Genomic DNA, 21,320 nt, shown 5'->3' with positions numbered 1-21,320 from the left:
TCACTCCGCCGATTGGCGCAGCGGGATGAGGCGGCCATCGCCGGTCTTGATATCCGCGAGATCGCGGTCAAGATCGCGGGACAGATGACGCAGCACTTCCGCCGAGGCGTCGCCAAGCTGCGCGCGATACGAGGCGATGGAGCGCGCGAACACATTGTAGATCACGACGGCGGGAATCGCCGCGACGAGGCCCATCGCGGTCGCCAGCAGGGCTTCGGCGATCCCGGGCGCGACGACTGCCAGATTGGTCGTGTGGCTCTTCGCGATGCCGATGAAACTGTCCATGATGCCCCAGACCGTCCCGAACAGACCAACAAAGGGCGCGGTCGAGCCGATCGTCGCAAGAACGCCGGTTCCCTTGGTCATTGTCCGGCCGGCCTGGGCCTCGATCCGCGACAGCAGGGCGGCCGCCCGGTCCTTCACCCCTTCGGGGTGCAGCCGGTCGGACCTCTCCGCTTCGCCGGCCGCAGCCGAGACGAGGCGCGCGACAGGAGAAACCGATGCGCCGAACTCCTTTTGCGCCGCGCGCAAGGTCTCCGCGTTCGACAGGATTTCAAGATCCCGCGCGGCGGCCTTGCTGGCCGAATAAAGCTCGACGCTCTTCGCCAGCCAGACCGTCCAGGTCACAAGCGACGCCAGAGCCAGCCCCACCATGACGACCTTGACCGTCATCACGGCGTTGCGGAACATTCCCCAAGGCGAAAGATCCTGCGGCAGCGCCGCGGGGAGGAAATTCCCGGTCGGCGGCTCCAGCGCCTGATGGCGCGGCTGATCGGGCGATGGAGCCGACGGGGACGCCGCGGACTCCGTGGCTTGAGCGGGCGATCCAACCGCCGGATTCGGCGCCGACTCGCCGTCCATCGCAGCGACCGGGCTCGGAGTCGCAGCTTGAGCCATGGCCGGGCGCGCCGTATCGCCGGAGGCTTTGGCGGCGATTTCGGCGAACGCCGGGGACGCTCCGAGCGCAAGGGTCAAAACCAGGACCGCAAGCCGCACCAGGTGAGGCGGCCTACCTGTCAAATCCCGCGCCGAACTCTTCATACGCATTTCTCCTTGGCGTCGGCCAATTCATTCGATCCTGCTGAACCGCGTCCCTATCCCCGTCCCGGAACTATGAAACCGCCGCAAGCGTAAGCACAGGGACCGGTCAACGCAACTTCATCAACGCAACCGCAGCTTGATCTTTGGAAAGATCGAAACGGCGCGCGAGCTTGACCCGACTCGCGTTGCGGGCTCCATTAAAAGTTAGACGTTCCACCCTTGCGGAATCCGACAGGATTTTTTGCGCCCGCGTGAATTTATATCCCGCGGCGCTGGTCCAGGATCCCGCGGCCCGGTTACAGGCCGGCGGCGCTCCCGCCCCAGGAGTCTCCATCCGCGCTAGAAAACATTCCGACCGGATCGATCAGACTATGCTCAAGCTTTGACTTGGGAGCGGTGTGTTATCGACCGGATGAGTCCATCCGACTGGAAAGCCCGCTAGAGCAGAAATGGCAGACCATAATGTTCATGGATCTTCCGGCCTTCGGCGCGCGACCAATCATAGGCGGCTTCATCGCGATATTTGGGCGCGTTCTGGAGGTCGTCCTTGTTGATGTCTATCTTGAAGGCGTCGTGGTCTGAATCATAGTGGAGTTTTTCCCAGGGGATCGGGAAAAACTCTTCGCCAATCCCGAAAAAGCCGCCGAAACTCATGACCGCGTAGGCGATTTTTCCGCTGCGCTTGTCGATCATGAGGCTTTCGATCGCGCCGATCGGCTCTCCATCCAGGCTGTAGACGTCGGCCCCTTCGATTTTTCCCACAGTGACTGGTTCGGCGGCATTTTGATCTTCCGGAAGGGAGGTCTTTTCCATTTCATGTCACTCCAAGACCCGGACAGGCCGGGCACAAATGCCTAAATCCAACGCGCCAGGATAACAACTTATTTTCCGGCAGGCGTTCCGGCTCGCTCCTGCGCGCAAAGCCCAACGGCGTTCGGTTTGCGCTCGCGGCGGGGCGAGCGAATTACTGTCGAATACAAATTAACTATTGCGTATGTTTATAACACATTTGTTGATCGTCATTTTACGAAATATGTCATTTTGAAAGAGGGATTACGACGACATTACGGCGAAACAGGAATTCAAATGGGGCAAATCACATCGATTAAGGCGGCCCGCAAAACCAACCAATCCGAAGCAGCCGAGGGTCATCTTGAAAAGTCGCTCGCCGAAGCCCGCCATAAACTCATCGAAACCGGCACCAGAAACCGGCTGATCCATACGCCGCGCGGCGCCCGGCGGACAAGATCCTTGTCGATCGCCGCGGCCTCGTCTGACGCAATATTCGCGACCCTCGTTCGGGACATGAAGCCGCTCCGCTTCGCGTCGGCCGAAAAGAAAAGCGAAGCCGAACAACCCATCGTCAAATTGAAAGCGGCGCGAGCGCCGGCTCAAAGAGCGATGTTCTCGAACGGCGCCGTGTTGCAGACGGCGCTGTCGCAGGACAGTCTGCAAAATTGCCTGCGGGCCATTCACCACGACGCCATCACCGCCGAGGAAGAGCGCGGCGTCAACATTCTGTTTCTGGCGATCGGCTTCCTGCGCTGGTTCGAGGATGAAAATTCGGACGTGGCGCGGCATGCGCCGCTTGTCCTTGTTCCGGTCAATCTCCTGCGTGACGCAAAACGCGAAACGTTCGAACTGAAGTTCCGCGACGACGAAATCACGACCAACAGAGCCATTCAGGAGCGCTTGCGGAGCAATTTCGGCGTGATGCTTCCGGGACTGCCGGAGGGCGAGGATTGGCTTCCGCGCGATTACTTCGCCGACATCGTCAATGCGGTGGCCCTGAAGCGCAGATGGTCCGTCGATTTCGACGGACTCGAACTCGGCTTTTATTCATTTTCGAAAATGATGATGATGATGCGGGATCTCGATCCCGCCAACTGGCCGGGGAATACGCTGATCGAGCATCCGCTCCTGCGCGGCGTTCTGTGCGAGGGATTTCCGTGCGATCCGCCCGCATTGCCCGAAACCGCCAGACTTGACGAGATCCTCAAGCCCAGGGACATCATTCACGTCGTCGAAGCCGACTCCTCGCAAACCTGCATCGTCGAGACCGTCCGCGCAGGCCGCAACCTTGTCGTTCAGGGGCCGCCCGGAACAGGCAAGTCGCAAACCATCACCAATATCATCGCCGGCGCCGTTCACTCGGGCAAATCCGTGCTCTTCGTCGCGGAAAAAATGGCCGCGCTCAATGTCGTTCACGACCGGCTCGCTAAAGCCGGCCTCGAAGACATCTGCCTGGAGCTTCATAGCCGCACCCTGAACAAACGCCTGGTCGCCGACCGGCTGAACCGGACGCTGCAAACGCTGACGCACCCGCCCGCGGACGACGACGCGGCGGAGCAGCTGACCATTGCGCGCGATCGCCTGAACCACGTCGCCGAGCGTCTCCATTCTCCCATCGGCGACACGGGCATGACGCCTTATCAATCGCTGGCGATCCAGATCGCCAGCGCCGGCGAGGGCGTGTCGCCGGACATTCGGATCGTCGAGGAAGCCCTCGGCTGGGACGAACCCGCTTACGAAGAGAGGCGCGCGCTGACCCTGCGTCTCGCCGATGTGACCTCCAGCGCGGGTCCTCTTGAGGATCACGTCTATTTCGGCGTTCGGAACGTCAAACTGCAGCCAAACGATTTCAACCGGCTGGTTCCAAAGCTCAAGGCGCTGGCCGCGACGGCCGAGGCGGCCGCGAACGCCGCCGTCAAGATGGCGGGCTGCCTTGGCTACGAACAGGCGCCGACCGTGGCCGCGCTCGAGACCCTGATCAGAATTTTCGAACTGATCGGCCGATTGCCCCAGGGCGGGGAGACAATTGCGGCCGCGATCGCGACGGCGCCGTCGCTGCGCCGTATCGCAAAGGCCGCCGCCGCCGGGGTCAGGTGGCGCAAGCATAAGGCGCCTTACCATCGCATCTTTCACCCGGCCGCGTGGACGACGCCCGTCGAGCATCTGCGCGGTCCGATCGCCAGAGGCGCCGAATGGCCGCTGACGCGGCTCGGCCGCGGCTACCGAGAAGCGGCGCGGACGCTGGCGAGCCTCCTCGCCGTTCCCTTGCCGCGCTCGCCTGCGGCCCGAATGGTCCTCGTCGAAGCCCTTATCAAGGGTCAGGCGCTTTCCACCGAACTCGTCGCCGAGGCAAGGCTCCTCGCGGACGTCCTCGGCGATGCCTGGCGGGGAAAACGCACCGACTTCGTGCTGATCCATGCGGTCGCGCGAACGATCGAAGCGCTTCGAGCCACGGAGCCCAAAGTGAGCTTCGAACGCATCACTCTGCTCGCGCGGATCGGGGGGGCCGAAACCGTTGCGGAAGATCTCGCCTCCGAATTAAGCGGATTGCTCGACGCCCTTAACGACGCGATACACGCCCTCGACCTCGACGTCGGCCTGGTCTTCCACACGAATTGCATCGAAAAAGTCGACCTCGGCGCTCTCGCTCGCCGCGCCGCTCTCTGGGCGGCCCATCCGGACCGTTTCGCGGGATGGGTCCGGCTGGCCAACGCCGACGGCCAGTTGCGCGCGGCGGGACCGGCGGCGATCGCCGACGCCCTCGGATGCGAGCGGCTTGATCCCGCCCTCGCCTCCAGGCAAATCGAAACCGCATTCGCCGAAGCCTGCTGGAAGCGGGCGGTCGAGGCGGACCCCGATCTCGGCGCGTTCGAGGGCGCTCAGCATCGCGCGCTGATCGACCGTTTCGCCGCGCTCGAAAATCTCCGGCGCGATCACACCATGCGAAACATCAAGGCCAAACATCAGGCCGCGATCCCGCGCGGCGCCGTCGGCGCGATGGGCGTGATCCGCGATGAAATCGGCCGCAAGCGCAATCACATGCCGTTGCGAAAACTGATGCGGTCGGCGGGCGACGTCATTCAGAAAATCAAACCCGTCTTTCTCATGAGTCCGCTTTCGGTCGCGGAGTTCCTGCCGCCGGGATCCGTTGAGTTCGATCTGCTGGTGATCGACGAAGCCAGCCAGATGCGTCCGGTCGACGCCCTCGGCCTGATCGCGCGCAGCCGCCAGATCGTCGTCGTGGGAGACGCCAAACAGCTTCCGCCGACGCGATTCTTCGACCGCCTCGTCGACGATGACGTCGAGCCGGCGGAAGACGACGAACCCAAGGCCAGCCGCGCGTCCGGAGTCGCTCCCGCCGCCGATCTCGAAAGCATTCTGACCCTGTGCGAGGCAAGGGGTCTCGAAACCCGGATGCTTCGATGGCACTACCGATCAAGGCACCCCTCCCTCATCGAAGTCTCGAACGCCGAATTCTATCATCGCCTGATCATGCCGCCCGCTCCCGCCCCGCGGAGCAAGACGGAAGGCCTCGTCGCGCGCCGCGTGGCCGGAGCCTACGATCGCGGCGGTCTGCGCACGAACGTCATCGAAGCGGAGGCGATCGCCGACGCGGCCGCCGAACATGCCCGCACCCGTCCGCGGCAATCGCTGGGAATCATCACGTTCTCCACGGTTCAGCGCAATCTGATCGCCGACCGCATCGAGGCGAGACGGCGCGGCGATCCTGTCCTCGACGCCTTCCTGCGCGACGGCGGCCGCGAGGAGGCGTTCGTCAAAAATCTCGAGAACGTTCAAGGCGACGAGCGCGAGGTGATTCTGATTTCGATTTGCTATGGACCGCGCGACGCGGGCCAGCCGCTCGACAGCATGGCCTTCGGCCCGATCTCGACGGAAGGCGGCGAGCGCCGCGTCAATGTGCTGTTCACCCGCGCCCGCACCCGCTGCGAGGTTTTCGTCTCCTTCGGCTCCGGCGACATCAACCTCGAGCGAGCGACGGGCGAAGGTCCGCGCGTTCTCAAGCGGTTTCTTCATTTCGCCGAGACCGGCATTTTGGAGCAGCCGGTCAGCGCCACGCAGGAATTCGACTCGCCCTTCGAGGCGACGGTCGCCGCCGCGATCGAGAATATGGGATATAAGGTCGACCCGCAGGTCGGTTCGGCCGGCTTCAAGATCGACCTCGCCGTGCGCGATCCGTCCGACCCCGGCCGTTACATGCTCGCCGTCGAGTGCGACGGCGCGACCTATCATTCAGCGCTCTGGGCGCGCGAACGCGACCGCCTGCGCCAGCAGGTTCTCGAAGGGATGGGCTGGCGCATCTACCGGATCTGGAGCACCGACTGGTTCTATCGCCGCGGCGAACAGCTCGAAAAGCTGAAAGCCGCTCTCGACGCGGCGAAAGCGGCGCAAATCAACAAATCATAACGTCGCCGCCGTAGAGAACTTAATTCTTCGGCGGCCCCTAATGATCAGAAAGCCATTAATGAAAAAGAACACTTCACGAAGACGGCCGGTCTCCTCGCCACCACAACCTAACGCCTCAAAGGACCGACATAATTCAAAAGTACCATTTTTAAAATCAGTGATACATAGTATGTATAAATTATTATTCATAATTATACCTGCTTCAATTTCTTATTTTCTTTTTTGGCCTGACGTTACCGTCTCAGTAGTTGGCCAATAACCAATCAAATAACAGAAATAAGGTCAAAAATTCCGCAAAGCATTTACTGCGGAAGCGTAGTCCAAGGGCATCACAAGGAAGGATTTCCAACAGAGATCTTAACGTCTTTGGTCGGACTCGACCTGACTATAGACCTGCATTACACGCCAATTATGTTTTGGCCTTGGGAAGTTATTAAGGATTTTGGATTCGCTATGACCCGGGATAGCGACGGGAATGTCCAATGGCTGCCCCTCGGCTCCCCACGAAGGCCGTTCGAAAAGAAACTTTGATCGCGTGCTTCTTCAATCAGAGATCAATCAAAATCAGCGGGGTCGTATTCACGATAGGTCGAGCAGAACTCGCAGGTGACGCCGATCTTGCCGTTGTCTCCGATCATGTCCTTGCGCTCCTGGGGCGTGAATCCCCGCAGCATGCCGGTGATGCGTTCATTTGAGCAGCGGCAGGAATTGCGCACGGCGCGGGAGTCAAACACCTTGACGCCCTGCTCGTGGAACAACCGGTAGAGCAGCCGTTCGCTCGACAAGGTGGGATCGACGAGTTCGTGATCCTCGATCGTGGCGGCGAGCGCCTTGGCTTCCGTCCAGGCCTCGTCCTCGGGGGGAGGTTCGACCCGGAGCCCGTCCGGAGCGTCGCCCGGATCAAGATCGATCCGGCCCCGCCGCTCGTGCGACTTCGGCAGAAACTGAACAAGCAATCCGCCAGCGCGCCAATGTGTCCCGGAGCCCGTCATGTTTTCGGCGACCGCGAGGCGAACGCGCGTCGGGATCTGCTCCGATTGCTGGAAATATTGATGCGCGGCTTCCTCGAACCCCTGCCCTTCAAGGGCGACGATCCCTTGATAGCGCGCGGCTTCGGCGCCGGAATCGACGGTGAACGCGAGGTGGCCTTTGCCAAGCAATTCGGCGCCGGCCGCTGTGGCGAGCTTCTTCTGGTTGAACCGAGCGAAGGCGCGCAGCCGGTCAGGCGCGTCGAAATCGACGACCAGCATGTCGACCGCGCCGTCGCTGCGGGTCTGAAGCTGAAACCGGCCTTCGATCTTCAGCGCCGATCCCAAAAGCACGGTGAGCGTCACCGCCTCGCCGACGAGCCGCGCAACGGGAGGCGGATAATTATGCTGGGCGAGAATACGATCAATCGAGACGCCCAGCCGGACGACGCGGCCGCGCACGTCGAGAGGCTCCACCGCGAAAGGAAGCACCGTATCGTCAGGGCTCTGGTCGGAGACGAGGCGCGACGCGGGGGTTTGCGGCGCGCCGCCTTGTTCGAAAGGGCTCGGAGGCGCCGGATCGTTCATGCGCCGGGCTCGTCTTCAAGGCACCAGGCGAGAATGCCCTTTTGCGCATGGAGACGGTTCTCGGCCTCGTCGAACACCACCGATTGCGGTCCGTCGATCACCTCGTCGGTGACCTCCTCGCCGCGATGGGCCGGCAGGCAATGCATGAAGATCGCGTCCTTCGCCGCGAGCGCCATCAGCTTGGCGTTCACCTGATACGGCGCGAGACGGCTTTGCCGGAACAATTCGTCCTCGTCTCCCATCGAGACCCAGCAGTCGGAAATCACGGCGTCGGCGCCCCGCACCGCGTCCCGCGGATCGCGAAAGAGATTGACCCGCGCGCCTGACCGGTCGGCCCAGTCGATGAGCTCCGGCGCCGGACTGAATTCGGCAGGCGTCGCGACGTTCAACCGGACGTCGAAGCGCTCGGCCGCGTGGATCCAGCTTGTGAGCACATTGTTGGAATCGCCCGTCCAGGCCACCGTCCGCCCCTTGATCGGTCCGATATGCTCCTCGAACGTCATCACGTCGGCGAGGACCTGACACGGGTGCGAGCGCTTGGTCAGTCCGTTGATGACCGGCACCGCGGCGTTACTTTCGAGCTCGACGAGATCGGAGTGCTCCAGAATGCGGATCATGATGGCGTCGACAAAACGCGACAGAACCCGGGCGGTGTCGGCGATCGTCTCGCCCCGGCCAAGCTGCATCTCCTGCCCGGTCAGGACGATGGTGTCGCCCCCGAGTTCGCGCATCGCGAGGTCAAAGGACACTCGCGTGCGCGTCGACGGCTTGTCGAGGATCATCGCCAGAACCTTTCCGGCGAGAGGCTTCTGCGGCGCCTTGCGATCCTGTCTCCGGTTGCTTTTCAGAGCCGCGGCGAGATCAAGGATCCGGCGCAGATCGGCGGCCGGAACTTCGGAAAGATCTAGAAAACTCCGCCGTTTCTGGACCGCGCATTTCGCCTCGACAAGCATCACCCTGCAGCTCCGCTACGGCTTAGCGCCGTGGCCTCGAGATCGCCGCGCCCGATGCGCCGGCAAGCCGCCTCGAGCCGCTCGAGGCCTTCGGCGACGTCGTCGTCGTTGACGATCAGCGGCGGCAGCAGCCGCGCGACGTTATCGCTCGCCGGGATGATGATGAGTCTTTCAGCCCGGGCGGCGGCGGCGAAGTCGGCCACCGGACCCCGCGCCTCGACGCCCAGCATCAGGCCCTCGCCGCGAACGCCGGCGATCACATTCGGATAGGAGTCTTTCAGACGCTCGAGACCTTGTTTCAATTTCAGTCCCATCGAGACGACATGATCGAGAAAACCCTCCGCGAGGACGACGTCGAGCACCGCGCCGCCGATGCTGGTGGCGAGAGGATTGCCGCCATAGGTCGTCCCATGGGTTCCAAGCGTCATTCCTTTGGCCGCCTCGCGCCTCGCAAGGAACGCGCCGAGCGGAAATCCTCCGCCGATTCCCTTGGCGATCGCCATGATGTCGGGAACTGCTCCCGACAGCTCATAAGCGAAAAGCTTGCCGACGCGGCCGACGCCCGTCTGGACCTCATCGAATATCAAAAGCAGGCCATGCTCGTCGCAAAGTTCGCGAAGCGACCGCAGGAACTTTGGCGCCGCGACGCGGATGCCGCCCTCCCCCTGTATGGGCTCGATCATGATCGCGCCGGCCTGCGGCCCGATCGCGGCCTTGACGGCGTCGAGATCGCCAAAGGGAACATTGTCGAAGCCTTCCATCCTCGGACCGAAGCCTTCAAGATATTTCGCGTTGCCCGCGGCGGCGATGGTCGCGAGAGTGCGGCCATGGAAGGCCCCGGCGAAGGTTACGATCTTGAACTTTTCCGGATGGCCGCAGGCGGATTGGTATTTGCGCGCCGTTTTAATGGCGCCCTCGATCGCTTCGGCACCCGAATTCGTGAAAAAGACGTAGTCGGCGAAGCTCGCCGCAGTCAGCCGCGCGGCCAGACGTTCGGCCTGAGGGATTTGAAACAGGTTGGAGGTATGCCAGAGCTTTCCGCCCTGCTCGACCAAAGCCGCGACAAGATGAGGATGGCTGTAGCCCAGCGAAGAAACCGCGATTCCGCCGCCGAAATCGAGATAACGCTCGCCGGTCGTCGCCGTCAGCCACGCGCCGTCGCCACGTTCAAAGGCGAGGTCGTACCGGGCATAGGTGGGAAGCAGCGAGGATGCCACCGTTGAACCTCCCTGGAGCAGGCGCTGTCCGCCGGGTCTTCAAAAATCAAATTGCCGCCCAAGGGGGCGGCAACTCTGTCCAAAATCAATTTAGGCGCCAATGCCCTTCCGGTCAAATCAAACAGAAGCTGATGACGGCCGGCGCGTTTCCGTCACGCTCCAGCCCAGCGCAAGCAAGCCGGTTGAGACAGGTTACTTAAGCATATCCGGCGCTCCAAAGATGAGTTCGAAGCAAGCTTCTGTTGAAAACCTTCCGAAGGGCCCGGCGAGGCTTGCGCGTGATTCAACAGCTAGTGTAGCCTTTTGAAAGTGGGCCACGAGATCTCGTAAGGTGGGGCGGCGTGGCGTTCTAGAGCATATTCCGATCGATTGAATCAATTCAATCGACAAGAATATGCTCAAGCCTTTGATTCTAGAGCGATTTCTGAGCGATCGCATGACTTCATGCGATCGGAAACCGCTCTAGACTGGATGAGGCGAAGGCCGCACTTACGGTGAAATGATTTTTGAAACGGCAGCAGAAACGCCGCGAAGCGGGCCGGTTTATTTGACGGGTTGATGTTGAGCGCCAAAAGCCGCCCATAAAGGCGCGGGACGAGGGCGAAGCGCCGAACCGATGATTTTAATTCCGGCGAATTCTAGGAGATCTCGATGTCTTGGACCGACGAACGAATAGATTTGCTGCAAAGCATGTGGCTGCAAGGGATGAGCGCCAGCCGGATCGCCAAGGAACTCGCCAATGGTCTGACCCGCAATGCGGTGATCGGCAAAGTCTACAGGCTTGGCCTGTCCGGCCGAGCGAAGACCCCTTCGGCCACGGTCGCGGCTCATTCTCATCCCCGGCCCCAGCACAAATCCACGCCTCGCCCCTCGGCGCCGAGACCATCGAGTCCGATGGTGCAAGGCAATACGGCTCTGGCGATGCAGCCGATGGCGAGCGCGGCGCCCGCGCCCGCCCCCAACAAGGAGGTCGTCGTCGCGATGGCGGAACCCGTCACTATCATGGACTTGCGCGAGTCGATGTGCCGTTGGCCAATCGGCGATCCGACGGCGTCGGAATTCCGCTTCTGCGGCGCCAAGAAGATCCCCGGCGTCGGGCCTTATTGCGCGTGCCACGCGGGAGTGGCCTATCAGCCTCAACTAGATCGGCGACGCCAGCGCCCCGTCCAGAAAACCGGCTGACAGGCCCGACGGTCGGGGCGGCGCCCCGCCGTTAGAGCATATTCCGATGGGATTGAATCAATCCAATCGAGAAGACTATGCTCAAGCTTTTGACTCTGGAGCGATTTCTGATCGATCGCATGACTGCATGCGATCGGAAAGCGCTCTAGAAGAGGAAACAGGCGGCCCTCAAGAGGATTTGCCGAAGGTTTCGTCGAAAGCGTAGCCGGCCCCGCGCACGGTGCGGATCGGATCTCTTTCGTCTTCTTTCGACAGCGCCTTGCGCAAGCGACCGACATGGACGTCGACCGTGCGCTCGTCGATTTCCGCCGACAGGCCCCACACGCTGTCAAGCAATTGGCTCCGCGAGAACACCCGGCCGGGCTTTCCCATCAGATGCTCCAGCAGCCGGAACTCGGTCGGTCCGAGATGAACGTCGCGTCCGGCGCGATGAACCCGCCAGTTCTGACGATCAAGTTCAAGATCGCCGGCTGAAAACACGCCGGCCGCGCGTTCCGGGCGCGAACGCCGCATCAGCGCGTGGACCCGCGCCATGAGCTCGGGAACGGAGAACGGCTTGACGACGTAATCATCGGCTCCGATCGAGAGGCCGCGCACGCGCTCGCTCTCTTCGCCCCGTGCGGTCAGCATGATGACCGGCAGGGTGCGCGTCTCTTCCTTGGCGCGCATCCTGCGGCAGATTTCGAGGCCGGAGACGCCCGGCAGCATCCAGTCGAGGATGACAAGGTCCGGGATCGTTTCGGTCAATCTGACTTCGGCGTCATCGCCGCGTTCCACCCTGTCGACCGTGAAACCCTCGGCCTCCAGATTATAGGCAAGGAGCAGGCTCAGGGCCGCTTCGTCCTCGACGACGAGGATGCGCGGCGCCGAGTTGGAGCGCATTGTTTTTGCCTCTGATGCTTCAATGGTCATGGTCATTCAACGGTTGAAGGTGAATCGGACAGCAGGGTCTTGCCTTTTGGACGATCGATCGGCAGCGACTCGCCGGTGACGAGGTAGACGACGGTCTCGGCGATGTTGGTCGCGTGATCGCCGATTCTTTCGATGTTCTTTGCGCAAAACAGGAGATGCGCGCAGAACGAGATGTGGCGCGGGTCCTCCATCATGAAGGTGAGAAGGTCGCGAAAAATGGAATCTTCGAGCGCGTCCAGTTCGGCGTCGAACATCCACACCGAACGCGCGCGTTCGACGTCGCGCTGCGCATAGGCGTCGAGCACGTCCTTCAACAAAATCGCGGCGGATTCATGCATCGATTTCAGGCCGATGATCGCGCGCGGAATCCGCACGTCGGTCGAGATCTTGATCGCCCGCTTGGCGATGTTCTTGGCGAGGTCGCCGATGCGTTCGAGATCGCCGGAAATACGGATGGCCGAGATGATCTCGCGCAGGTCGAGGGCCATCGGCGCCCGGCGGGCGATCGCCAAAATCGCATTTTCTTCGATGTCCCGCTGAAGCAGGTCGAGACGCGGATCGCGGTTGATCGTGGCCTGGGCGAGATTGGTGTCGAAATCGACCAGCGCATCCATGGCGTCCGACAGCATTTTTTCCGCAAGGCCGCCCATCTCAGCGATCTTCTGGCCGAGAGTTTCAAGTTCCTTGTCGTAGTCTGCGACGGAATGGTTCGACATTTCATTTTCCTCGAAGGCCGTCCCGGTCAGCCGGGGCGGTCGGTCATGTGATTTTGCGTCCGCGCTTCCGTCACTAACATTCGTCGAGCAGAATGGCACCCGGCTGGATCGCGACCATGCTTGATATACAGAGCCGCCGCCAGCCTGCGGAAGAGGACGGACCAGCGGCCTTCAAACTGTCCGTGGCATGTTCATAGCGGACCTCACCGTGGCTTTAATCAAGCCTGTGGCCGGACATCGCCTTCTGGCGGAGCGGACTTCAACAAAGGACAGGGAGCCTCGCCGAAGTCCCGCTTTGCGCTCCGAAATTTAGGCTCTCGTCACGAGAGCCTTATGTCAATGAAATGACGGTTTGATGACGGCGGAGGGCGGCTCTCAGGCGCCCTGCAAAGGGAGCGTGACGCTGAAGGTCGCGCCGAATCCGGGAAGGGATTCGATGCCGAGGCGGCCGCGGTGACGGGCGACGATATGTTTGACGATGGCGAGGCCAAGGCCCGTGCCGCCCTTGGCCCGGCTTTGACCGGCGTCGACCCGGTAGAAGCGTTCGGTCAAGCGAGGCAGATGTTCGGGCGCGATCCCCGGACCATAGTCGCGGACGGTCAACACGCAATGGCGCTTTTGCGGCCGCAGCCCGATATCGACGCACCTGTTTTCGCCCATCTGGTCGCAGGCGCCGTATTTGATTGCATTCTCGACAAGGTTTTCGACGACGCGCAGCAATTCGTCACGGTCTCCCTCCACCATGAGCGAAGCGGGCACATCGACATTGAGCGTCACGGCGTTGTCGCGCGCCATCGGCGCCAGTGTGTCGGCGATGTGGCGCACGATCGACACCATATCGACAGGCGTTTGCGGCCGAAGATGCAGGTTCTGCTCGATCCTCGAGAGAGAGAGCAAATCGTCGACAAGACGCGTCATCCGTTGCGCCTGTTCGCGCATGATGCCGAGAAACCTCACGCGGGCGTTCGTGTCGTCGCGCGCCGGGCCTTGCAGCGTCTCGACGAACCCCAGAAGCGAGGCGAGGGGCGTGCGCAATTCATGGCTGGCGTTGGCGATGAAATCCACCCGCATCCGCTCAACCCGGCGCGCCTCGCTGAGGTCATGCAGGGTCAAGATCATGGTCGGCTCCGCCTCCGGCGCCTCCATCGGATTGACGTTGAGCTCGAAATATCTCTCGACCGGCACGCGTTCGAGCCAGGTCGCCCGTTCCGGCTGACCTGAGGCGCGGGCCCGCGCCACGGCGTCGAGGACATCGGGCGCGCGCAAGCCCCGCGTCAGCAGATCATCCGGCCGCAAAGCCGGGAAAAGCGACTGCGCCGGCGCGTTGACGGCGAGAATGCGGTCGGCGTCGCCGATCACGATCACCGCTTCAGGCAGCGCGTCGATCAGCCTGCCAATAATGACGCGGTCGCGAGTGAGTTGAATGTCCTTCATGACCCTCCTCGCCGGGATCGAAGATTCGGAAACCTGGGATCAGGGCGGCCGAATCGGTCAAATCAATGCTTTCCAGAGCGATGCATAAAATGACTTCCGTCAAACGGATTCCAAGCGCCGATTTTCAAGCGCGTCGTAACCGGCGATGGGCCGCTTCGCTCATCGCCCCGGAATATCCATGAAAAGATTCGTCAGATGAAGCATGGACGCGACAAATGAATGTACGATGACTTAAAACCCTTACGGACAGGTCATGCTTCATCCAGGCGAACCGCTTGAATTCGCTGGACGCAGCGCCGCCGTCAGTCGATCTCGTCCGGCAGAGCCGCGGCTTCCTCCTCGCTCTGGCGCATCGCCTCGCGCAGGCTCTTCCAGCGCCGGAAACTTTCGTGGGCTCCGAGAAACGCCAGCGCGATGACGAACGGCGCAAGGTAATAAATGAAGCGAAACAGCAGCAGCGAGGCCAGCAGGGATTCCTGCGACATCGGCAACGCTTTCAGCATCGCCGCTTCAAAAACGCCGATTCCGCCTGGAGCGTTGCTGGCGACGCCGAGGATGCAGGCGAAGACATAGGTCGGCGCAAAAGTGAAAAAATCGATTTCGCTGTGATGCGGAAGCAAAATATACAGCGCGCCGGCCGCCGCGCACTGGTCGATGACGCCAAGGAGGATCTGGCCGACGGTCAAGCCAAGTCCTGGCAATTCGAGACGAAAGCCCTGAATTCGCACGTGACGGCGCCGGATCGTGACCCAGACCAGATAGGCGATGATCGCGGCGATCAGCCCAACGCCCATCAACACGTTGAGTGCGGGCTTCAGATGGTTGATTTCGCTCAGCGCCTCGCCATGAAACGCGAGGCCGACGCCGATCACGAAGATCATGCCGAACCAGAAGGTCACCCCGGCGATGACGGTGAGGCTCGCGACCTTGCTCGCCGTCAGGCCGACCTGCGAATAGATCCAGTACCGCACCGTCCCCGCGGTGATGAGCGGAAACCCCAGCGTGAAGGAAATCGCATAGCTCGTGAACGAGGCGAGCGCCGTGGTCTTGTAAGGGACGCGGGCGTGAAGCTGGCGCAGCGCGAGAGCGTCATAACCGGTCAGGGCGAGGTACGAGAGGACGGTCATCAGCGCCGCGCCGGCGATCTGGTCGGCGCTGGTCGCCTCGATCGCTCCGGCGAGGTCCGCGAAATTGACCGCCGAAAAGGTCCGCCCGAGAATATAGATCGAAAAGGCGGCTATGGCCAAGCTGAACGCGGTCGCGAGCTTCTTTGCAATCGAGCGCCGCCTCGCCACCGCGGCGTGGTCGAGACTCGAAGAATGTTCGAGTCCCAGACTGCGCGCGATCATGAGCTTCTTCCGTCCAAATGCGCTTAAGCCGCCGACGTCCCGCCCCGGCTGGGCGTCATTATGGAAGGTTCGTTGATCCAATGCTCGATCCTTGCTCGCATGCCGCCCAGCCGAGCGTAATGCGGTCTCTCCCTCTGGGGCGCAGTTTCGCGCTCGATAGCTTGGAAACGGTTATGCGGCGCTATCACGACGGTAGCAAGACCCCCGGATGAAGCCGCGAGGAGCCCGGGAGAGGAACGGCGCGTGGTCATGCGGAGCCTTCAGGGTCTTGCCGCCTCCTCCCGCGCCGCGTCGAATGACGGGAGACGCCGCGGCGATGCAACCGGCAGGCGTCGCCTGCGGGCGCGCTCACGCCCTTTTGTTTGCCGAGAGGGCGGCAGGGGCGGATTGATCTTGACCAAAACATGGCTTTGGAGAACCTTCCGGACCAATGGCCGGTCAACCGTCTCGGGTTTCGATCGGGTCCCGGGAGGAAACACATGCGCCGACTGATCCTGGTCCTTGGTCTTGCGCTTTTTCCCCTGATCGGCCCGGCGACGGCCCAGTCAAGCCCGCCATCAACTTTCGTTGATGCGGATCTCGCCAGCGAAGCGATCCGCCTCGAAGACCGGCTGATCCGGGAAGCGGGCGGCGCCGCAAAGCGTCCCATCGCCCAATTGCGCAAGGAAGGGCAGCAGGCGCTCGCGCGCTCGGACGCCAAGACGGCGCTGTCGGCGCTGGGCGCGGCCGTCGCCGTCAATCCAAAGGACCCCGGCGGTTGGCTCGCCTATTCGCGCGCGGCGCTGGCGCTCGCCAACGACAACGACAACAATCGCTACGAACTCCAGCAAACCGGGACGACGGCGGCCTATATCGCCTATCAACGCTCGACCTCGAAACCGGACCAGGCGATCGCCCTCGCGCGGCTCGGGGAAGTCTACGCCGCGCGCGAAATGTGGCGGCCCTCGCTCAACGCCTACCGCGCCAGCCTCGATCTGGCCGATTCCGCCGCGGTGCGGAAGGTCTATGACGACGAGCGCGAGAAGCACGGATTCCGGATTCTTAACTACACGGTGGACAACGAATCCGCCGCCCCGCGGGTCTGTTTCCAGTTTTCGGAGCCCCTGGCGCGCGGCAAGGCGGATTTTGCGCCCTTCGTCGCGGTCTCCGGCGCGGCCAATGGCGCGGTTTCGACCGAGGACCAGCAGCTTTGCGTGGAAGGCCTCAAACATGGCGCAAGCTACGCGATCGTCCTGCGCCAGGGCCTGCCGTCCTCGGTCGGAGAAGCGCTGCTGAAATCGGCCGATTACGAAATCTATGTGCGGGACCGCTCTCCGCAGGTTCATTTCACCGGCAAGAATTATGTGCTTCCCCGCGTCGGCCAGGAAGGCGTTCCCGTCGTCTCGGTCAATACGCAAAAGATCGCCGTGGATATTCTGCGGATCGGCGACCGGAACCTTCTGCCGACCGTCCGCTCCGACGATTTCCTCGGCCAGCTCTCGTCCGAACGGATCAAGCAATATATCGACACGGACGGATCGCGGGTCTGGACCGGCACGCTCGACGCCAGCCCCGAACTCAATCGCGACGTGACCACCGCCTTCGCAGTCGGCGAAGCCGTCGGCCAGCTGGAGCCCGGCGTCTATGTCATGACTGCGAAGCCGGTCGATGGCGCGCCGGTGATCGGCGATGACGACGGCGGCGGTCAGCCGGTCGCGACGCAATGGTTCATCGTCTCCGATCTCGGCCTCACCGCGATCAACGCCAGGGACGGCGTTAATGTTTTCGTGCGTTCGCTGGCGAGCGCCGCGCCGCTCAAGGGAACCTCGGTCCGCCTTCTCGCCCGCAACAATGAAGTTCTGGCGACGGTGAATGCGGACGACGCGGGACACGCGCGTTTCGATCCAGGCCTCTCTCGCGGGACGGGGGGTCTCGCGCCCGGCATGGTCGTCGCCGAAGACGGCAAGGGCGACTACGGCTTCCTCGATCTTGGACAGACGCCCTTCGACCTGACCGACAGGGGCGTCAAGGGGCGTCCGGCGGCCGCGGCGCTCGACGCCCTCGTCTTCACCGAACGCGGCGTCTATCGCTCCGGCGAAACCGTCTATGTCACCGCGCTGCTGCGGGACGGTGCGGGGATTGCGCGCGGCGCCCTGCCGCTGACGCTCGTCGCCAAACGTCCCGACGGGGTGGAATACAAGCGGGTCCAGATCGAGGACCAGGGCGAAGGCGGCCGCTCGCTGGCGATGCCTTTGGCGCCCGGAATCATGACCGGCTCCTGGCGCATCGCCGCCTATGCCGATCCAAAAGACGCTCCCGTGGGCGAGACCAGCTTTCTCGTCGAGGATTACGTCCCAGAACGCCTCGAACTGACGCTGACGCCCGCCGCCCCGGCCGTGAGGGCTGGCTCGTCGGTCGAGATTTCGGCGCTTGCGCGCTATCTCTACGGAGCGCCCGGAGCGAACCTCGACGTCACCGGGACGGTCGAGGTCCGCAGCGCGGACGAGTCGCTTCTGCCGGCGCTGAAAGGCTATTCCGCCGGTCTGCAGGACGAATCCTTCGAGACCCTCAGCAACGAGATCGAGGAGAGCGTCACGACCGACGGCAAGGGCGCGGCGACACTCCTCGCGCCCATTCCCGAGGCCGCCGCCTCCCGCCCGCTCGACGCCAAGATCATCCTGCGCGCGGGCGAACCTGGCGGGCGCGCCGTTGAGCGCGCCCTGACACTGCCCATCCTGCCCAGGGGCGGCCTTATCGGCGTCAAGAAAAACTTCTCCAGTCTCAGCGAGGGCGCCGCGGCGAGTTTCGACGTCATCGCCGTCGACGCCAATGGCGCGCGCGCCACGCGCAAGGGCGTCTCCTGGTCGCTGTACCGGATCAGCAACGATTACCAATGGTACAAGCAGGACGGGCGCTGGGGATTCGAGCGGATCAAATCGTCCAAACGCGTCGCCGAAGGCAAGATCGACCTTGTCCCCGACGCGCCGGCGAAGATCTCGGCGCTGGTCGGCCTCGGCCAGTACCGGCTCGATCTTTCGAGCGATACGGGCGCGGATCTGCCGACCAGCATCAGCTTCGAAAGCGGCTGGTCCGGAGAGGCCAGCGCCGAGACGCCGGATCTTCTCGACGTCAGCATCGACAAGGCGAACTACAAGCCGGGCGAGGACCTTCGTCTGCGCATCGCCTCGCGGTTCAAGGGAGCGGGAACCATCGCCATCCTCGGCCAGGCGCTGAACGTTCTGACGACGGTGGATGTGAAAGAGGGCGACACGCTGAAATCCATCCCGATCTCGGCGGACTGGGGGGCCGGCGCCTATGCGGTCGCCATCGTCCACCGCCCGCTCGACAAGGCGGCCAACCGGATGCCCGGCCGGGCCATCGGGCTCGCCTGGTTCTCGATCGACGCCGCCGCCCACAAACTCGACGTCAGGATCGACGCTCCGGCCAAGACTCGCCCGCGCGAACCCCTGACGATCCCGCTCGAGATCAAAGGCCTCGCGGCGGGCGAGGAGGCCTTCGTCACCCTCGCGGGGGTCGATGCGGGCATTCTCAATCTCACCCGTTACGAAGCGCCCGACGCCAGCGCCTATTTCTTCGGCCAGAGGCAGCTGAGCGCCGAGATCCGCGATCTCTATGGTCTTTTGATCGATGGGATGCAGGGCGCGCGCGGCGCGATCCGGTCCGGCGGCGACGCGGGAGCCGACCTTAGCGCCGAGAAGCCGACGCAGGAGCCGCTGGCGCGCTTTTCCGGACTCGTCAAGGCCGGACCAGACGGCAAGGCGAAAGTGACCTTCGATCTGCCGGCGTTCAATGGAACCCTGAGATTGATGGCGACCGCCTGGACCAGGGCCAAGGTCGGCGGCGCGAGCGCCGACGTGATCGTGCGCGATCCGGTCGTCGTGCAGACGAGCGCGCCGCGCTTTCTCTCCCTCGGCGACGCTTCACAATTTTTTGTCCAGATCGACAATGTCGAAGGCAAGCCCGGCGAATATGCGCTCGATGTTGCGGCGAAGGGCGCCGTTTCCATCGCGCCGGACGCGGCTCATCGCAAGTTCAAGCTGGCGGCGGGCGCGCGGCAATCGGCGGCGATCCCGATCAAGGCCGCATCCGTCGGCCCGGGCTCGATCGATGTCACTCTGACGGGGCCGAGCCTCGACGCTCCGCAGACCCTGGCGCTCAACGTGAGCCCGGGAACGTCCGAACTGTACCGCCGCTCGGTGCGGACTTTGGCTCCCGGAACAAGCCTGACGATTTCTAGCGATCTCCTGACCGATTTCGTAGCGGAGACCGGAGCGGTCTTTGTCGCCGCCTCTCCGCTCGCCGGCGTCGACGTCCCCGCCCTTCTCCAGGCGCTTGACCGCTACCCTTACGGATGTACGGAGCAGATCGTCAGCCGCGCCCTGCCGCTGCTTTATGTGAACAAGCTCGCCAAGGCCGAGTCGCTTGGCCTTGATCCCGACGCCGACGCCCGCGTCCGCGACGCGATCGAGCGCGTGCTGACCCGGCAGGATTCGAGCGGCGCCTTCGGGCTCTGGTCGTCAAGCGACGGCGAGGATATGTGGCTTCACGCCTTCGTCACCGACTTTCTGACCCGCGCGCGCGAGAACAATTTCGCCGTGCCGCAAAAACGGTTCGACGCCGCGCTGGAGCGGCTGCGCAATCTGCTCGCCAACAGCAGCGAGATCGGCGCCGGCGAGGGCGCGCCGGTGGCCTATGCCGCCTATGTCCTCGCCAGAAACGGACGCCCGGTGATGGGCGACTTGCGCTACCTCGCCGACACCAAGATCGACCGGCTCGATTCAGCCCTCTCCCGCGCCCAGCTCGCCGCCGCGCTCGCGATGCTGGGGGACCGCGGGCGGGCCGCAACCGTCTTCAACAAGGCGACGGAGCGTTTGAGCGCGATGGGCAATCCGCTCTATTCCAGCCCGGATTACGGATCGCGGCTTCGCGACGGCGCGGGACTGCTCGCGCTCGCCGCGGAAACCGGAATGCCGGCGGCGGAAATCTTCCAGGCGTCGAAAGTCGTCGAGGACGCGCGGGCCAAGACCGCCCTCACCAGCACGCAGGAGAACGCCTTCATGGTGCTCGCCGCCGAGGCGCTCGCGAGGGAGGCCGGAACCACGGCGCTGACCATCAACGGCGAGGCGCGTCAGGGCTCATATTACAAATCCTGGCGCGCGGCCGCGCTCGACAAGAAAACCGTGACCATCGGCAACGCGGGCCAGGCGCCCGCCCAGATCAGCGTCACCGTGTCGGGCAATCCGCTCGCCCCCGAGCCTGCGGCGAGCCGGGGCTATTCGATTGAGCGGACCTATTACACGATGGACGGAAAGAAGATCGATCCGGCCGCGCTCAGGCAGAACCAGCGTCTCGTCGTCGCCTTGACCGTCACCGAGAACGAGGCCGCCTTCGCCCGGCTGATGCTGGTGGACCGCTTGCCGGCGGGGCTCGAAATCGACAATCCGGCGCTTTTCGAGGGCGGCTCGATCGAGTCGCTCGCCTGGGTCAAGCCGTCCGTCGCGCCCGCGCACACGGAATATCGCGACGACCGCTTCGTCGCCGCATTCGCCCGCGACGGGCATGACAAGGCGACGTTCAGCGTCGCCTATATCGTGCGCGCCGTAACGCCGGGACATTACGTTCTGCCGCCGGCGACCATCGAGGACATGTACCGCCCGGACCGGTTCGGCCGGACCGCGTTCGGCTCGGCAGATATCGCGGCCCCTCAATGACCCATGATCAGGCCGTCACCGATGAACGAGGG

12 protein-coding genes are annotated in these 21,320 nt (G+C 63.2%); 3 read left to right on the top strand and 9 right to left on the bottom strand.

What is annotated here, in order from left to right:
* The gene (exbB, locus tag BM177_RS04870; RefSeq protein WP_091679027.1) at nt 1-1,041 is read right to left on the bottom strand and encodes a tonB-system energizer ExbB; all 1,041 of its coding nucleotides are present in this window, start codon (nt 1,039-1,041) and stop codon (nt 1-3) included.
* Between the two features lie 438 nt (nt 1,042-1,479).
* The gene (locus BM177_RS04860; protein ID WP_091679019.1) at nt 1,480-1,854 is read right to left on the bottom strand and encodes a PRC-barrel domain-containing protein; all 375 of its coding nucleotides are present in this window, start codon (nt 1,852-1,854) and stop codon (nt 1,480-1,482) included.
* Nucleotides 1,855-2,127: 273 nt separating this feature from the next.
* On the opposite strand from BM177_RS04860, the gene BM177_RS04855 reads away from it, so the two are divergent.
* Nucleotides 2,128-6,258 carry a DUF4011 domain-containing protein gene (locus BM177_RS04855; RefSeq protein ID WP_091679016.1) on the top strand — a complete coding sequence of 1,377 codons (4,131 nt, stop codon included), beginning with the start codon at nt 2,128-2,130 and terminating at the stop codon, nt 6,256-6,258.
* 554 nt (nt 6,259-6,812) lie between these two features.
* On the opposite strand, the gene BM177_RS04850 is transcribed toward BM177_RS04855, so the two are convergent.
* Genes BM177_RS04850 through BM177_RS04840 form a run of 3 tightly spaced genes read right to left on the bottom strand, consistent with a single transcriptional unit; the run spans nt 6,813 to nt 9,984 of the window.
* On the bottom strand, nt 6,813-7,814 hold the full coding sequence (locus BM177_RS04850; protein ID WP_091679011.1) for an Hsp33 family molecular chaperone: 1,002 nt from the start codon (nt 7,812-7,814) through the stop codon (nt 6,813-6,815).
* Nucleotides 7,811-8,767 (bottom strand): ornithine carbamoyltransferase, encoded by a 957-nt coding sequence (gene argF, locus BM177_RS04845; RefSeq protein WP_091679007.1) that lies wholly within the window; start codon nt 8,765-8,767, stop codon nt 7,811-7,813. Before argF ends, BM177_RS04850 begins: the two co-directional genes overlap by 4 nt.
* Nucleotides 8,767-9,984, bottom strand: coding sequence for an aspartate aminotransferase family protein (locus BM177_RS04840; RefSeq protein WP_091679003.1), 1,218 nt, complete (start codon nt 9,982-9,984; stop codon nt 8,767-8,769). Before BM177_RS04840 ends, argF begins: the two co-directional genes overlap by 1 nt.
* A gap of 651 nt (nt 9,985-10,635) precedes the next feature.
* Here BM177_RS04840 and BM177_RS04835 point away from each other — a divergent pair.
* Nucleotides 10,636-11,166 (top strand): GcrA family cell cycle regulator, encoded by a 531-nt coding sequence (locus BM177_RS04835; RefSeq protein WP_091679000.1) that lies wholly within the window; start codon nt 10,636-10,638, stop codon nt 11,164-11,166.
* Nucleotides 11,167-11,334: 168 nt separating this feature from the next.
* On the opposite strand, the gene phoB is transcribed toward BM177_RS04835, so the two are convergent.
* The 4 genes from phoB to BM177_RS04815 form a co-directional block, all read right to left on the bottom strand.
* Nucleotides 11,335-12,048 (bottom strand): phosphate regulon transcriptional regulator PhoB, encoded by a 714-nt coding sequence (gene phoB, locus BM177_RS04830; protein ID WP_244532118.1) that lies wholly within the window; start codon nt 12,046-12,048, stop codon nt 11,335-11,337.
* Between the two features lie 32 nt (nt 12,049-12,080).
* On the bottom strand, nt 12,081-12,794 hold the full coding sequence (phoU, locus tag BM177_RS04825) for a phosphate signaling complex protein PhoU (RefSeq protein WP_091678994.1): 714 nt from the start codon (nt 12,792-12,794) through the stop codon (nt 12,081-12,083).
* A gap of 375 nt (nt 12,795-13,169) precedes the next feature.
* On the bottom strand, nt 13,170-14,228 hold the full coding sequence (locus BM177_RS04820) for an ATP-binding protein (protein WP_091678990.1): 1,059 nt from the start codon (nt 14,226-14,228) through the stop codon (nt 13,170-13,172).
* 302 nt (nt 14,229-14,530) lie between these two features.
* On the bottom strand, nt 14,531-15,577 hold the full coding sequence (locus tag BM177_RS04815; protein WP_091678987.1) for a lysylphosphatidylglycerol synthase domain-containing protein: 1,047 nt from the start codon (nt 15,575-15,577) through the stop codon (nt 14,531-14,533).
* A gap of 479 nt (nt 15,578-16,056) precedes the next feature.
* Between BM177_RS04815 and BM177_RS04810 the strand changes: the two genes are divergently transcribed.
* On the top strand, nt 16,057-21,288 hold the full coding sequence (locus BM177_RS04810) for an alpha-2-macroglobulin family protein (RefSeq protein ID WP_091679562.1): 5,232 nt from the start codon (nt 16,057-16,059) through the stop codon (nt 21,286-21,288).
* Nucleotides 21,289-21,320 lie beyond the last annotated feature (32 nt).

The sequence above is a fragment of the Methylocapsa palsarum genome (assembly GCF_900114285.1).
Taxonomy (GTDB): Bacteria; Pseudomonadota; Alphaproteobacteria; order Rhizobiales; family Beijerinckiaceae; genus Methylocapsa; species Methylocapsa palsarum.
Note: the sequence above shows the minus strand (reverse complement) of the source record. Positions and strands in the feature narration are given on the sequence as shown.